The sequence below is a fragment of the Microcoleus sp. CAWBG640 genome (assembly GCF_020883015.1).
GTDB lineage: Bacteria > Cyanobacteriota > Cyanobacteriia > Cyanobacteriales > Microcoleaceae > Microcoleus > Microcoleus anatoxicus.
In genome coordinates this window covers 41,164-56,404 of record NZ_JAHRFC010000011.1, presented here as the reverse complement: position 1 = coordinate 56,404, position 15,241 = coordinate 41,164, and the positions used below count along the sequence as shown (strand labels likewise).

Here is a 15,241-nt window from a genome sequence, read left to right as displayed (position 1 = left end):
GATAACTATCCTCCGTAAGTCCTGTAATTTTTTACATCAGCCAAACAAACCCAACCATAACCGCCACCCCCATACCAGGCGCTACTGGCCGCCGTGGTTCATTTTGTTTTTTTATGCAGGTAATATAGTGTTTTTACGTAAGTATCAAGGGATGTTCTGGGCTGGCGATCGCGCGTGGGACTAAAGGCGATCGACAGTTAATGAATCAGAGTCCAAGTTTATATCTATAATTTAAAATTAGAATTCAAAAATTATAAAAACTATAAAAACTAAATAAATCAACCAAAACACAAGTAAATGCCATGTCACAGAAATACATAAAATTAGATGCCGAGGCTTATGAGTCCCTCACAAGAGAGCTCGCAACCCTGAAAGGGCGGCTGGCGGAACTAGAAATGGCAGATAAACAAGAGTCCGCTAGAGTTGCCAAACAAAAAGCACTGTTTGCCGTAGTCACCAAAATTCGCGAGTCTTTAGATTTAGATATTATTTTAAAATCAACCGCTACAGAAGTACGGCAACTGCTGAATGCCGATCGAGTGGGAATGTTTCAGTTTGACCCCAATTCAGGATTTGACGACGGGGAATTTGTCTCAGAAGACGTGCTGCCGGAGTTTGACTCCGCCAAAGCCATCAAGGTACACGATCGTTGTTTTGGAACACAATACGCAGTCAACTATCAACAAGGAAAAATTCAGGCAGTTACTGATATTTACAACGCCGGATTGAGCGATTGCCATATTGCAATTCTTTCCAGGTTTCAAGTCAAAGCCAACCTAATTGTACCTTTAATTAAAGGCAATCAACTATGGGGATTAATCTGCATTCACCAATGTCGTAGTCCACGCCAGTGGCAGGAAGATGAAATTGAGTTTGTTACTCAAATTTCAGTTCATTTGGGAGTAGCAATACAGCAAGCAGAACTTTTAGAAAAAGCTGAAAGGCGGTCCACAGCACTCCAGACAACTCTTGAGGTGCAATTGCAAAAAAGGACTGAAGAGTTAGTTAAGGAAGCAGAGCGAGAACGAGCCATCACTCGCATGATTGACAAGATTCGCCAAACCTTAGAGATCGAAATAATTTTCCAGACAGCAGCCACAGAGGTGCGAAAACTGTTGAATGTCGATCGCATTGCTATTTATCAATTTCGCGAAGACTATTTCGGTGACTTTATCTTTGAATCTGAATCTGGGGAATGGCCTAAATTGGTAGGTAGTGGTTGGGAAGACCCTTACTTAAACGAACACAAAGGAGGCAGATTCCGCAATGCCGAAATCTTTATCGCTGACGATATATACAACGCCGGTCAGAGTGATTGCCACATCGAAGCTTTAGAATATTTTGGTGTTAAATCCTGTGCCGTAGTTGCTATTTTTAAAGGAGAAAAACTTTGGGGATTGCTGAGTGCATTTCAACACACTGGTCCGCGACATTGGGAAGAAAATGAAGTCAAATTACTAACTCAAATTGCTACCCATTTGGGAGTGGCATTGCAGCAGTTAGAATACCTAGAAAAAATTCAATTTCAAGCTAAACAGCAGGCAAAAGCAGCCGAACAGGAGCGGACTTTAGCCAGAGTAATTGAAAGGATTCGTCAAACCCTAAACATTGACAAAATTTTCAGTGCTACTACTCAAGAAGTTCGCCAAATCCTCAACTGCGATCGCGTAGCAGTTTACCGTTTCTTTCCTGACTGGAGTGGCGAATTTGTCTCGGAGTCCGTAGCCGAAGGCTGGATATCTTTAGTAACTGAAAAAATTAAAACCGTCTGGCAAGATGAATACTTGCAAAATACTCAGGGAGGTAGGTATCGCAATCAGGAGATTTTTGTAGTAAATGACATTTACAAAATTGGCCACTCTCAGTGTCACCTAGAAATTCTAGAGCAAATTGAAGCCAAAGCATATTGTGTGGCCCCAGTTTTTGTAGGTAAAAATCTGTGGGGTTTGCTAGCAGCTTATCAAAACTCAACTTCTCGTCAATGGGAACCTGGAGAAGTCAGGTTGCTGGCTCAGATTGGCAGTCAATTGGGAGTAGCCATGCACCAAGCAGAATTGCTAGATCAAACTAAAAAGCAGTCCTGGGAATTGCAGACAACTTTGGCAGATTTGAATGCCATTGTTGACAACTTGGCTGACGGATTATTAGTTACAGATATAGAGGGTAAAATTACGAGGTTTAACCCAGCTCTCCTCGCACTGTTTGAATTAAAAGATGTGGAGTTGAAAGGCAAAAAAGTCTCTGATATCTTTGCTAAAAACTTGGCAAGGCTGGCTGATGAAGCGGAACGCAATGAGGGAGAAATTGTGACCCTTGAGGTGGAACTGGGAAATAACCGAATCGGTCAAGCTTTGGCAACCAATATTCTCAAAGAAGCTGTGAACGATGAAGTAGATCACTCCCTTGGTTCGGTTATTTTGATTAGGGATGTCACCGTTGAACGAGAAGTTGACCGGATGAAAACTGACTTTTTGGCTACAGTTTCTCACGAACTGCGGACACCTCTAACCTCTGTGTTGGGTTTTGCTTCAATCATCAAAGAAAAACTAGAAGATGTGATTTTTCCGGCCATACCTATCGAAGACAAAAAAACCAAAAAAGCTTTGCACAAAGTGGGAGATAATATCAATATTATTGTCTCAGAAGCTGAGCGACTCACCTCTTTGATTAATGATGTTTTGGATATTGCGAAGATGGAGGCGGGCAGAGTAGATTGGCAGTTGCAACCAACCGATCCAGTGCAAATATTAAAACAGGCGATCGCCGCTACTTCATCTTTATTAGAAAAAAATAATTTGAAATTGATTAAGGATTTTAAGCCGGGACTTCCCCAGGTATTAGTTGACCGCGATCGCATGGTTCAAGTATCTATCAATTTGCTCTCGAATGCCGTAAAGTTCACCCAATCAGGTTCCGTCACTTGCAAAGCAAGAGTAGAGAATGATGAGATAGTTATTAGTATTATAGATACTGGCATAGGTATTGCACCAGAAGACCAAAGCAAAGTTTTTGAAAGATTTAAACAAGTGGGAGATATCCTGACCCAAAAGCCAAAAGGTACAGGCTTGGGGCTGCCAATTTCCAAACAAATTATTGAACATCACGGCGGTAGAATTTGGCTAGAAAGTGAAGTTGGTCGCGGCAGCACTTTTTCCTTTAGTATACCGATCGTAAACAATGTTCCACCTGTAGAGAACTGGGAAAATTTCAATGATTTAATCTCACAATTAAAACATCAGGTTGTCAGCAGAACTGCGACAAATACTAAAGAAGTCAAGCAGATTCTCGTTGTTGACGACGAGCCTAACATCCGGGAACTGCTCCGACAGTCACTGGAAGAAGAAGGGTATGAAGTTACGGAAGCATTTAATGGCATCGATGCTATTTCTAAAGCAAAATCTTTAAAACCTGATCTGATTATTTTAGATATAATGATGCCACATATAGATGGTTTTGATGTCGCTGCTGTTCTCAAACATGACCCCCAGACTATGGGTATTCCCATTGTCATAGTTTCTTTGATTCACGATCTGGAAAGGGGCGCTCGCTTGGGGATAGACAGCTATTTTACCAAACCTATCAACGTAGGAAGACTATTGAGAGAAATTGGCTTGCTCCTAAATCCAACTATGTCTAACAAGACTGTATTGGTGGTAGATCGCAATCCTTCAAATCTGAAAACAGTCTCGGATGCTTTGGTCTTTCAAGGATATAATGTCATCAAAGCCTATAATGCTGAAGAGTGTCTGAATCTAGCTATATCAAGGAAGCCAAATTTGATTATTATTGATGAAGTATTATCTCAAGAAAAAGAACTTGTCAAAACTTTGCGCCTGACTGATGGCTTGGAAAATGTTTCCTTAATTTTTATGGGAAATATGTCAGAAAATACCCTACCTAAAAAAGTAGAGCAGTCAAACAACAACACCTAGAAATCTTAAAGACTTCTGAAAAATTTGGATTTACTACATAAATCTAGGTTCTGAACATCCTTAAATTTCCCGATTGAATCTGAACAACTTACTGAAAAATATTGAGGAAAAATGGCAGTTAAAAAAGTTTTAATTGTAGATGATGAACCGAACATTTTGATTTTGATGGAGCAGGCTCTGGAAAAATTGGAAGATGAGGATGACGTAGAATTAATCACGGCTAAAAATGGACTGGAAGCACTTGATATAATCAAGGAAGAAAAGCCTGATTTAGTTTTTCTGGATGTCATGATGCCGAAAATGAGCGGACTAGAAGTATGCAACACTGTTAAAAACGAGCTAAAAATGGATGATGTTTATATTATTATGTTGACAGCCAAGGGACAAGAATATGATAAACAAAGTGGTATGGCTGTGGGGGCAAATCTTTACATGACTAAACCTTTCCGCCCGAAAGAAGTCCTGCAAAAAGCTAGAGAAGTTCTCGGTTTGACTTGACACCCTTTCAGATATCTGCAATATAGCTCTGCCTTTATTAATTATTTTTGGGAGAGCTAGTGACTGATTTGAAAATAACTCGCGAGAGTATACTCATAACTAAATAGCAAAATTAATGGTTCGTATTAATCTGAAAAAATTGATTTCTAAAAAAGATTTTCAGGCAGTTATTAAGGGTGCTATTTCGGCTCTAGATGCTCCGATCGCAATTCGTAATATTGAGGGAGTTATTTTATTGGGTGAAGACACTCATCCATGCTTATACAAATACCCTGTGGTGCTAGCCGATGAAGTAATTGGTTATGTCACAGGCTCTCAAAAAGCAAAATTCATTGCTGATTTGATTGGCTATGCTGCTCAAGCTGATTCGGATACAAGAACTTTGGCTATGGATACTTTGGAAAAGTACGAAGAAGTGAATTTTTTGTACGATTTTTCCAGCAAAATTTCAAGTTGTTTAGGAGTCTCTGAAGTCACGGATTTAGTGGTAACAGAAGCCAAGAAATTGATTGACGCTACCAATATTTCGCTGATGTTAGTTAATCATAAAATTGGTAAATTAGAGGTGATTTCAGCCAGGGGAAAAAAGTATAATAGCAAAACAACAATTGGTCCAAATGTGGGAATAGCAGGTCACATTCTCGTGTCTGGAAAAGCTGAAATAGTCAATGATGTGCTTTCCGATCCCAGATATGTTAAGGGAAACAATGAGCTGCGTTCTCTCATTTGCGCTCCTTTAACTACACAAAGTGGTACGATAGGTGTCATCAATGTTAGTAATAATCAACTCGTAAACTATACAGCACAGGATTTAAAACTTTTGACAGCTTTGGCTTCCCAAGCAGCAGCGGCGATCGAGAATGCGCTATTGCATGAAAGTAAATTGAAGGAAGAACGGATTAAGAATAATTTGGAAAGATATCTTTCTCCCCACGTCGTTCAAGCAGTTATCGAAGCTAAAGGAGAAATTTCTCTGAGTCCAACTAAGCGCAATATCACGGTGCTTTTTTCGGATATTAGAGATTTTACTACCAAGTGCGAAGAACTTCCGGCTGAAAAGATAGTGCTCTATTTAAATGAATATTTTACCCAGATGGTAGAGGTAATTTTTAGTAAACAAGGTACGGTAAATAAGTTTGTGGGAGATATGATTGTGGCAATGTTCGGTGCTCCTTCGGAAGTTGCCGATCGAGAACGGAAAGCGATCGAAACTGCGATCGATATGCAGCGTCGGATTGAAGAAATTTCGATTCCTTGGATTAGGGATAACTTTCTCACAGGTATTGGTATTAGTGCGGGTGAGGTGGTTGTAGGAAATATTGGTTCGCCGCAGCACATGGATTATACTGCGATCGGGGATGAGGTGAATATTGCCTCTAGGTTGCAGTCCATTGCTAAGGGAAAACAAATTTTGGTTAGCGATAGTGTGTATAGCGCTACTAAAGATATGTTTGAGTTTAAAGAGATGGGTCAAGTGATAGTTAAAGGTAAGAAGAAAGCTGTAAAAACTTTTGAAGTGATTTATCAAAAATGAAGTAAATATAGCAATCCTTGCAGGAGTCACAAATTTTTAACCCCACCCCAAACCTCCCTTTAGTAAGGGGAAGGAGTAAGACGTTCACAAATGATTTAGGATTGCTATAGGAATCAGAAAAGAGGTCATTAAATATAGTTGGGCGATTTGGGCGGTTTATTTGCTAAGCTAGAAATTGCACTCTGTCAATAAACCTTAGATTTATGCACAGGTTATTAACTGGGAAACTGCGGGTAGAACATTTAACCATACCGATCGCCAATCTTCCAGCAAATCTATCGGGTACTAAACTGGTACAACTGACTGATTTTCACTATGACGGGGTGCGGCTGTCGGAAGGTTTACTATTCGAGGCGATCGCTGCGGCAAATGAAGCGGAAGCAGACTTGATTTTCTTAACCGGGGATTTTGTCACTCTGGAAACTGCCCCGATTCACGACTTAGTGCAACGATTAAAAAACTTGCAAAGTCGGGTGGGAATTTATGCTGTTTTAGGCAATCACGACCACTATTGGCCTGGAGGTAAAATAGAGGTTACTAATGCTTTAAATAACGCGGGAATTCGGGTTTTGTACAATGAAGCTACCTATCCTTTGGGAGAAAATTTAGCTTTAATTGGGTTGGCGGATTTTTGGTCTGGGGATTTTCAACCTGAACCTGTAATGACATCAGTCGATCTATCCATCCCTCGGATTGTCTTGTCTCACAATCCTGATACTGCGGAAAAGCTGCAAGGATACCGGATTGATTTGCAGTTTTCGGGACACACCCACGGTGGTCAAATAGTGATTCCCGGTATTGGGCCTGTGTATGCTTGGCTAAAAAAAATTAGCTCTGCTATTCCTCAATGGGTACGTAATTGGATGCCTTTTTTATCCATTGACGATCGAGTAGTTACTCACTGGGAATGGGCCAGTGGTTTACATCGGGTGGGGAATAATTTACTATACGTGAATCGCGGTTTGGGAACCTATGCACCCGGAAGGCTATTTTGTCCGCCGGAAGTGACAGTAATTACTTTAATTTGTGAATGAGTAATATCAATTTTTTATGAGGCTGTATAGAATCCGATCCCCCCTAACCCCAATTTCATAAAGTAGCGCTACATAACTCCCTCCCAACTCCGCTTAGTAATGGGAGCTTTGAACTGCATCTGTAGCAAATATTTATGAAATTGGTATAAGTCCTGTTTTAGAAATGCTTTTGTCCTGACCGATCGCCCCCTTGGTGGGGTGAAGTTAAAACAAAAAGTGGTATATACCGGAGTGGTACATATACCACTTACATATACCACTGGCTATAAAACTGCACCTTTGGCTAAAGATACTGATAGCATCAAAGCATTGTGGAGTAAGAAATGTACGGAGAGGGTGGGATTTGAACCCACGTTAGAGTCACCCCTAAAGTAGATTTCGAGTCTACCGCATTCAACCGCTCTGCCACCTCTCCAATTGGTTGGCTACTCTACAATAATTGCATAACGCGAGGTAAAAATCAACCAAAAACTTCAGGTTGTAGTTGCGACGCTAATTTGGCGATCGGATCAAGCGGTTGTTTGTTGGTATCTAGAACGAACACAAAGTTAGACATAAAAGTCCTCTGATTACTCAGGTTATGTTTTCCTCGTCAATGTTAGCGAGGCTTGTCGTGCCGGAGACACTTCCTTAGCTAAATAAAGATGTTTAATCTCCGGCGACAGAGCTACAGGCTCCAAAGCACCCGTAGGTGTCGTGACCCTGCTAACGTAGCCTAGTTAAAGGCTTAGACTGGCTACCTTGTCCACTTTTGTCCAGTGATTAGCGGATAGCCGATTTAGGCGATGGGGCCGCAAATTTTGTTGAGACCTTGAGTATTTTGTATCTTAACGCACCACGCGCCACATTTGCCCATCTGCTATACAAATACTAGACAAGTCTAGACATTTGCTTCTTACTTCATCGGGGGCATGGGAGCGGCTATCCCTCAGTAAGCTTTCACGGTTTAGCCAACCGTGATAAATTTATTGCTGCATTCAAATCCCTGTCTATCGAATGACCGCAACTTTCACAGTTATAAGTCCTTTCTTTTAACGGCATACCTATGCCAGCGTGTTTACTCATAACTGTTGATTGACTTTTGTTTAGCTTTAACTTTGTTTTGATGGATAGAAGCATTGTTCGACCTCAACACTGGATTTCTTTGTTTAACTCTGCCACGTCCTGTACTGGTTTGTCAATAGCATTTTTTAAATTTTCTTTGATTTCCTTGGAGTAATTTCGTAGACCGTATAACCGACAGGAGAAACAGTGAATTATTGCCATCAGGTCTTCTACTAATTCATGTTGAGGAGACAGTGATTCTTGGTTGGCGACTATAATTTCACATCCGACTGATACGGCAAGTTCTTGGATGAATTCAAAGGCAAAATCGTCTTCTGTGTAAAACCGATGACCTGATAGGGTGCGCTTGGCCGGTAGCTTCCCTGAGACATCCCAACGCTGGAGTGTTTTTACTGACAATCCCAGCTTTTTTGCAAAAACGCGCGAGTTTAAACAAAATGGTACACCGTAGTTTTGTCGATAAGTGTACCATTCTGTCTACTTATTTGCTATCTAGGTACTAGCTCTACAAAACAGAAGTTTGATTTTCTTGCGACTCCAGGGTGGTCTTAAATCCCCCTGCTGGTGTCCACAGCAAGGCTCCATCCCGTCCCGTCCAGAAAATTTGGGTTTTGGTTTTTTGAAGTTGTGCGGCCGTTTCCGGGTCAATTTCGTCAGCAGTGGCGATCGCCACTTTTGGCCCAATCGCCGTTAATAACTCCGGTGTCAGGGTTTTCCCCGACCACCACAGCACTTGAGCTGGCTTTAAACTTCCCGTTGCTACCAATTTTTTTTGGGCTTCTGGTGCTATTTCACCCAGCAGCAACCAAGTTCGTCCACCCACCAGCAGTTCTACAACCGGGATTTCTGCATTCACAAACTGCAACTGCACAGAGCCCAGATTAATGGTGCTGTTAGTTTCTAAAGGAAAGTAAACTCCTTGGCGAGATTGCACCGCAGTCATCAATTCTTGACCGCTGGCATAGTTAATTTGTTTGGGAGATGTGTTATCATAGAATGTTTGAATTGGCAAGCGTTCTAATAATTTTCCCCAACCTGCGTTTAAACCTAAATGAGGATGGGTGGCGATCGCAAAATTCACAGAATTGATACCTTGTTGCTGCAAGAAAGGCAATACTATAAACCGGACTGTATTGTCATCACCGCTATTAATTAGTGATACTTTTCCCCGTTCTTGTATTACCAAAACAGGTTCCCTCGATGTCGCCAGCAAAGTAACTTGAAATAAAGATAATTGACTGTGCCAAGCTGGTAAAACTATGATGCTAATTCCCGCCACAATTGCCAGGGGTAAAATTGAGGCTGATGAAAAAATTGGCAGCGAAACAACAGTGCTTTTTCCCTTCTGGCTTCCCCTCTTGGGGGCGGTAGGTGCGGGTTCTTCTCTTCCTTGGGGGGGGGTTGACTTTCTCCCCAGCCAAACCCAGCAAATTAAACTGTAAAGTGCGATTAGCTGCAACTGGGATACTTGGCCGACAGCTACCGAATTACCCGGTAACTGGGAGAAATATTCAGCGATCGCAATTAACCCTTTTGCAGGATACTCTAGCAGTTGCGCTAACCCACTACCAGCCGGTGGAAAAATCAATCCAGCTAAGGCACTAATCATTCCCCCAATACTCAAAATCCAGAGTAAAGGAGCTGCAATAATATTGACTAAAATACTGTAGGGAGATACCACATTAAAAACGTAAAGTAGCAAGGGTAATACCCAAACTGAAGCAGCGATGGGAACCACAAAAATAGAAGCGATCGCCGGTGGCATCCAGTCCAACTTTGCCATCAGCGGTGGTGTGGTAACTATCAATCCCAAAGTTGCTAAAAAACTGAGTTGAAAACCTAAATCCCAAATCCACAAAGGATTAACTAGCAGTAAAATTATCGCAGCGATTAAGAGCAATCCCAGAGGCTTAACTTCTCGCTTTAGTAGCAAAGCAAATAATGTTCCAAATCCCATTAAAGCAGCGCGACATACTGAAGCTTCAAAGCCTGTTAATCCCACTAGCAGCAATAAAGCGCCGACTCCAAAACTAAACTGCAACTGTTTGGAAAAACGCCTGGTTAAAGCGAGAACTAAAGCTAAAACCATCGAAACTTGAGTGCCGGAAGCTGCGATCGCATGGGCTAATCCAACTTGCACAAAATAGTCGCGGATGTTATAAGGTAAATCTACTGCTTGCTTGCCGAGGGCGATCGCACTAATTAAGGTGCCTTCAGGAACATTCAAGTGAAATAGTTGCGATCGCACAATCCGTTGTCGCATGGCTTGAATGTGTGATTGGGGCATGGCGCTGGACTCGGAAAAACTAGCAGCTTGGTTCTCACTTCCATTAACATCAGCGATCGCATTTTCTCTCTTCCAGTCAATTTGGCTTCCTTTGAGACCCGCAAAAGCCCCCGATCTGGCTAAATATGCTTCAAAATCAAAAGCCCCTGGATTTGATGGCCGCTGCGGTTTGTACAAAGAGCCCACCACGGCGATCGTATTGTCTTCGTACAAACCTGTGGCTTGCAACAAAGGTACTGTGACGTAAAGTTGACCGGATACTTCCCGATTTACGACTACTCCTCCCTCGCCGCCGTTGATTTCGCTAACTAGATTGGTGTCTAGCCAAAATTGCGATCGTCCCGATCGAGTCAACCGTGGCGTACTAACAACTCTACCGCGCACTGTCACGGCGATTTCTTGAGTATTACCACCAGCCGGAATCAGTTTGCTGATGTCATTAATGGCTGGTACTGGCGAGCGAATTTGAAAATAAAAGCTAGCGAGAAATCCCGTCAAACCTGCGAGGAACCATACCCATTTCGATCTCGGCAATATTTGATAAAAATTCAATTCTTCCGTTTTTTCTAAGGAAGAATCAGTAGGATTTTTAGTAGTTCTGCTGCGTCTTTTTTTAGTATTTTTTACAGCGTTTCGAGTGTATGTTCGCAAAAAATTCGGTAAGGCGATCGCCGTAACAACTCCCAAGGAAAGTACACCGTAACCACCCCAAGGAAGCGCTGTAGAAATCAATCCCAAAATGTAAGCTAAACAGAAAATTACACCCGTTGCTTGATTCATCTAAACCTAAAACACCATAGCTATTATATCCCCGACTTCACCGCAGAAGTCAGGGATGTGGGTATGCTCGTGAACAAACCTGACGGTCTACTGAGTACAGTTAGACCGCGGGCTTCTTTTTCCTTTTTTGCAAAGGCTTTTTTGAGTGACGGAGTTCCCCCGCCACTTTCTTAAATAGACAAACCCAATTTTAAACCGAAAGCCGCGTGGAGTACCATCACTGCCAGGGCTGTCGTGCCCAAATAAGCGTGAACAGCGCGCAGTGCCAGCTTGTCGCCGCCAAAACCTGTTAGGGAAATCAAACTATTAACAGTCAACAATACAATGATTGTCGAACCAGTCCAAAAATGAGGACTTTCCATGACTGGCTGGTGTTGGATCACCAGAGACAACAAGCCGCCAGTGTAGCCCAAAGCGATGAACAAAAACATCCAGGGAGCAAGTTTGCGGTGATCGGAGCGACTTTTGATGGCCACGTCTTTATCGGTGGCCAAACGTCCTTGCCATCCTGTATAACCCACAAAACTGCCCATCGCTACCACCACGATGCCCATCATGACTGGGTGTCCCCAATGGGTAATCGGTTCGGGAATTCCCAGGCTGCGGAATTGACTGGCTATAGGCTCTAGAATTTCGCTTAAATTTACCATTTGATTCTGACTCTCAACTTCCCGGTCGATTTTTTCGGAGCAATTTTAAATACATTATAAAATATTATGGTTGCCTGGGCGATCGTCAACTTTAATCAACACCAATTGGAAATTATAGAAACCAACTGAAAACATACATTTAAACAAAACTTAGCCGGCTAAGGCCGGCTGTGAGATTTCGACAGCATTGCTGCTGCTTCAAATTAATTGTTAGTCTTATAGACTAAATCAAAGGGCAAAAATCAACGCAGTTCACCCATTTAACATACCCCCTGACTGCGCCTCGCCAATCTTCACAGCCTCATCCTCACTCTGAATTGATAGCTAAAGCAAAGGAGCCGTCCCTCAAAGCTCGGATCATAATGTTCCGAGCGCCGCCCCAATCTCGGTCATGTTCGTGACCGCAGTTAGGGCATTTAAATGTTTTAGAGCCACCTAATTTATCATAAACTGATCGCTCCGCAACTTCTGGCCTTCTCAACATACTCCCTGGGGAGTGGTTGGCAGCAGGGAAGCATAGACTTTCGCTGTCGGCTCCTTCGGATAAAAGCCATCGCTAGACTCGTTGGGCCGTAGCCAAAGTAGCTTCCGAAGGTTGGATATGGTACTTGACGAGATTTGCCAGTTCTTGTAACTGACTAATCGCTTCTGCACCTTCTAGTTTCATCAGTTCCCGATCGTCCCGCATCTCAGTCCAAGTGATACCATAATCTGACACTAAAAATCGAATCAGATGATTATCCGTCAAACTGACCATAAATGAGGCACTGTTCATCTGACCCCCGCAAGTGTAGCAGGATGCCAGATAACCCCGATGCTCTAGCACGATCGCTAAAGCTTGGAGGTTCATTACCAAATCTTGGACGAATTTACGGTGTTGTTCTGCAAGTCTCAGAAACACAGTTTTTCTCCTATCACCACGCCGTTTATTTTATACCCAATTTCATAATTTCTTAATGATTGGGTCCCTAGGTGCTGGTACAGTATACGTTCAGTATGCTAGAAAAAAATCAAATTAGCGATCTCTTCAGCCCACCATTACTAGATTAACCCAGTTGTGTTCTCCACGGAGTATCAGCAGCGACATTCAGATCAAACACTCTGCCACAGAGCGCTCAAGCCACAAAATTTGCCTTCTGTAATCGGTGATTCAGCCATTGAATCACCCAAAGATACAAATAACTAATGATAGCTATGTAGTTAGTTAAGTAGAAGATGTCAATCGCCCTGGGGATACTCATCCCAAAGAGTCGTCGTCTGTCGTAAGCTCCGAAAATCGCCATTTCCCAAGATCAAATGATCCAGCAGCGGAATACACAAAAACTGGGCGCCAGCCAGCAACTGTCGTGTCAAAGCAATATCCTCCGGGCTCGGTTCCAGATTTCCCGACGGATGATTGTGGGAAATAATCGCCCTGGTGGCCCCTTGACGGATTACCTCCCGAAAAATATCCCTAGGGTGAGCCAAAGTCTCCGTCGCAGTGCCGATGGTAATTACCTGAGTTCCCAGCAGCCGATTTTTTACATCCAGCAACACCACAGCAAAACGTTCCTGAGACTGCCACATCAAATCCTGACTCAGAGCAGCCGCAGCCGATTGGGGAGAGTCAACAATTGCCAAATCCGGTGGCCGCGACTGAAACACCCGCTTACCCAATTCTACCGCAGCCAAAATCCCCGTCGCCTTAGCCGGACCAATCCCGTGAATCTGGGTCAACTCCTGCACGCTAATATCTCGCAGCACAGCCAGAGGGTCCCGCTGGTGCTGGCTCAACTGATTTAAAATATATTGTCCCAACCCCACAGCCGAAAGCTTGCCCTTTCCCTGCCCAGTACCGAGCAGAATCGCAATCAGTTCCGCCGTCGCCAAACTTTTTGGGCCACTAGCCATCAAGCGCTCCCGCGGCCGTTCACTTGTCGGTAAATCGACAATTCTCAAGCTGTAAGTCATCGAATTTTAGATTTGAGATTTGAGATTTGAGATTGAACCTACAGATGAATCCAGGGGCTTGTGGTCAGGATGCTAGGTTTTTCTAAGTGTCTAGGGCCGCGGACGCACCAACATTGCAAGCTCAACCAAGTTCCCATATTAGCCGATCGCTCTCTCTGTTAAAATCAGTGCGATCGCGTAAAAAACCCCAAGGAATTGACCAAGGCGGTGCGGAATTTACGGCGGTTTTTGATAAATATTTATATATTAAATAATTAATAGCTTTTTAAATAACCAAAAATTTCAGCTTAAAATGTACGAAAACTTCCTAGCCAAAACTATGCAAGTCCGTTTTAATGTAGTTCGCCAAAATCAAAACGAACCTCCCCACGTTCATACTTACACGCTAGAGGTAGAAGAAAGCAATACTATCCTCGACTGCCTCAATAGCATTAAGTGGGAACAGGATGGCACCTTAGCCTACCGCAAAAATTGCCGTAACACAATTTGTGGTAGTTGTTCCATGCGGATTAATGGTCTATCGGCATTAGCTTGCAAAGAAAATGTTGGCAGCGAACTCGCAAGACTTGATAAAATAGCTAATTTCAGTTCGGCAGAAAAACCAACCGATTTCATCCCAGAAATTACGATCGCCCCCATGGGAAATATGCCCGTAATCAAAGATTTGGTCGTAGATATGACCAGTTTTTGGGACAACCTGGAAGCCGTTGACCCCTATGTCAGCACTTCGGGGCGAGCAGTGCCAGAACGCGAATTTCTGCAAACACCAGAAGAGCGATCGAAACTCGACCAAACAGGCAATTGCATCCTCTGCGGCGCGTGCTATTCTGAGTGCAACGCCCGCGAAGTCAACCCAGAATTTGTCGGGCCCCACGCCCTAGCCAAAGCTTATCGCACCATCGCCGACTCCCGCGATAGCGATACAGAAAATCGCCTGGAAAAATATAACCAAGGCACAGAAGGCGTTTGGGGATGTACCCGTTGTTACTACTGCAACTCGGTTTGCCCCATGGAAGTTGCGCCGATGGATCAAATTGGTAAGATTAAACAAGAGATTCTCGATCGCAAAGATGACCAAGCCAGTCGATCGATTCGCCACCGCAAAGTCTTAATCAATCTAGTCAAAGAAGGTGGCTGGATAGACGAGCGTAAATTTGGCATCGAAGTAGTAGGAAACTACTTCCGCGATGTCCAAGGTTTATTAAGTCTCGGCCCCTTGGGTTTAAGAATGATCGCTCGCGGCAAATTCCCCTTATCCTTTGAGAGTTCAGAAGGTACTAACACCATCCGAGATTTGATTGAATCAGTTCAAAGTTTAGAAAAATCAACAGATTAACTGTTTGTTGTCATGTTTTGGTAAAATTGCCTAGTTGGAGATTCTGGGGATGAGATAACAGGTAGATACCTCGTATTTCCCATCCTCAATCCCTGCTCTCGATTTTAAAGAAGCGTAAATGTGGTGAGACTTCCCCGAAATTTTGCTTTGGTTTGGCATCGAGCCAGCCAAAAAC

13 protein-coding genes and 1 tRNA gene are annotated in these 15,241 nt (G+C 43.1%); 6 read left to right on the top strand and 8 right to left on the bottom strand.

Annotated features, from left to right (window positions below):
* The first annotated feature begins 302 nt into the window (after nt 1-302).
* From AAFP11_RS08340 to AAFP11_RS08325, 4 genes are all read left to right on the top strand, one after another.
* Complete coding sequence (locus tag AAFP11_RS08340; protein ID WP_341736623.1) at nt 303-3,932, top strand: GAF domain-containing protein; 3,630 nt, start codon at nt 303-305, stop codon at nt 3,930-3,932.
* A 111-nt stretch (nt 3,933-4,043) separates the two neighbouring features.
* The gene (locus tag AAFP11_RS08335; RefSeq protein WP_340550235.1) at nt 4,044-4,430 is read left to right on the top strand and encodes a response regulator; all 387 of its coding nucleotides are present in this window, start codon (nt 4,044-4,046) and stop codon (nt 4,428-4,430) included.
* Nucleotides 4,431-4,545: 115 nt separating this feature from the next.
* Nucleotides 4,546-5,964 (top strand): adenylate/guanylate cyclase domain-containing protein, encoded by a 1,419-nt coding sequence (locus tag AAFP11_RS08330; protein ID WP_341736622.1) that lies wholly within the window; start codon nt 4,546-4,548, stop codon nt 5,962-5,964.
* Nucleotides 5,965-6,167: 203 nt separating this feature from the next.
* Nucleotides 6,168-6,998 carry a metallophosphoesterase gene (locus AAFP11_RS08325; RefSeq protein WP_341736621.1) on the top strand — a complete coding sequence of 277 codons (831 nt, stop codon included), beginning with the start codon at nt 6,168-6,170 and terminating at the stop codon, nt 6,996-6,998.
* A gap of 328 nt (nt 6,999-7,326) precedes the next feature.
* On the opposite strand, the gene AAFP11_RS08320 is transcribed toward AAFP11_RS08325, so the two are convergent.
* The 8 genes from AAFP11_RS08320 to radC form a co-directional block, all read right to left on the bottom strand.
* Nucleotides 7,327-7,413: transfer RNA gene (locus tag AAFP11_RS08320), tRNA-Ser, on the bottom strand.
* A 524-nt stretch (nt 7,414-7,937) separates the two neighbouring features.
* Nucleotides 7,938-8,063, bottom strand: a complete 126-nt coding sequence (locus AAFP11_RS08315) for a zinc ribbon domain-containing protein (RefSeq protein ID WP_341736620.1) — start codon at nt 8,061-8,063, stop codon at nt 7,938-7,940.
* A 63-nt stretch (nt 8,064-8,126) separates the two neighbouring features.
* Complete coding sequence (locus AAFP11_RS08310) at nt 8,127-8,468, bottom strand: MerR family transcriptional regulator (RefSeq protein WP_341736682.1); 342 nt, start codon at nt 8,466-8,468, stop codon at nt 8,127-8,129.
* Between the two features lie 100 nt (nt 8,469-8,568).
* On the bottom strand, nt 8,569-11,130 hold the full coding sequence (locus AAFP11_RS08305) for a ComEC/Rec2 family competence protein (protein ID WP_341736619.1): 2,562 nt from the start codon (nt 11,128-11,130) through the stop codon (nt 8,569-8,571).
* Nucleotides 11,131-11,300: 170 nt separating this feature from the next.
* Nucleotides 11,301-11,780, bottom strand: coding sequence for a DUF4079 domain-containing protein (locus AAFP11_RS08300; RefSeq protein WP_341736618.1), 480 nt, complete (start codon nt 11,778-11,780; stop codon nt 11,301-11,303).
* A gap of 307 nt (nt 11,781-12,087) precedes the next feature.
* Complete coding sequence (locus AAFP11_RS08295) at nt 12,088-12,264, bottom strand: zinc ribbon domain-containing protein (protein WP_341736617.1); 177 nt, start codon at nt 12,262-12,264, stop codon at nt 12,088-12,090.
* 72 nt (nt 12,265-12,336) lie between these two features.
* Nucleotides 12,337-12,681: a DUF1815 family protein gene (locus tag AAFP11_RS08290; RefSeq protein WP_341731728.1), complete on the bottom strand. Its 345-nt coding sequence runs from the start codon at nt 12,679-12,681 to the stop codon at nt 12,337-12,339.
* Between the two features lie 317 nt (nt 12,682-12,998).
* Nucleotides 12,999-13,730 carry a DNA repair protein RadC gene (gene radC / locus AAFP11_RS08285; RefSeq protein ID WP_341736616.1) on the bottom strand — a complete coding sequence of 244 codons (732 nt, stop codon included), beginning with the start codon at nt 13,728-13,730 and terminating at the stop codon, nt 12,999-13,001.
* 86 nt (nt 13,731-13,816) lie between these two features.
* On the opposite strand from radC, the gene AAFP11_RS08280 reads away from it, so the two are divergent.
* Both AAFP11_RS08280 and AAFP11_RS08275 read left to right on the top strand, forming a co-directional pair.
* Nucleotides 13,817-13,984, top strand: coding sequence for a hypothetical protein (locus AAFP11_RS08280; RefSeq protein WP_341736615.1), 168 nt, complete (start codon nt 13,817-13,819; stop codon nt 13,982-13,984).
* Between the two features lie 65 nt (nt 13,985-14,049).
* Nucleotides 14,050-15,066 (top strand): succinate dehydrogenase/fumarate reductase iron-sulfur subunit, encoded by a 1,017-nt coding sequence (locus AAFP11_RS08275; protein ID WP_341736681.1) that lies wholly within the window; start codon nt 14,050-14,052, stop codon nt 15,064-15,066.
* The last annotated feature ends 175 nt before the right edge of the window (nt 15,067-15,241 follow it).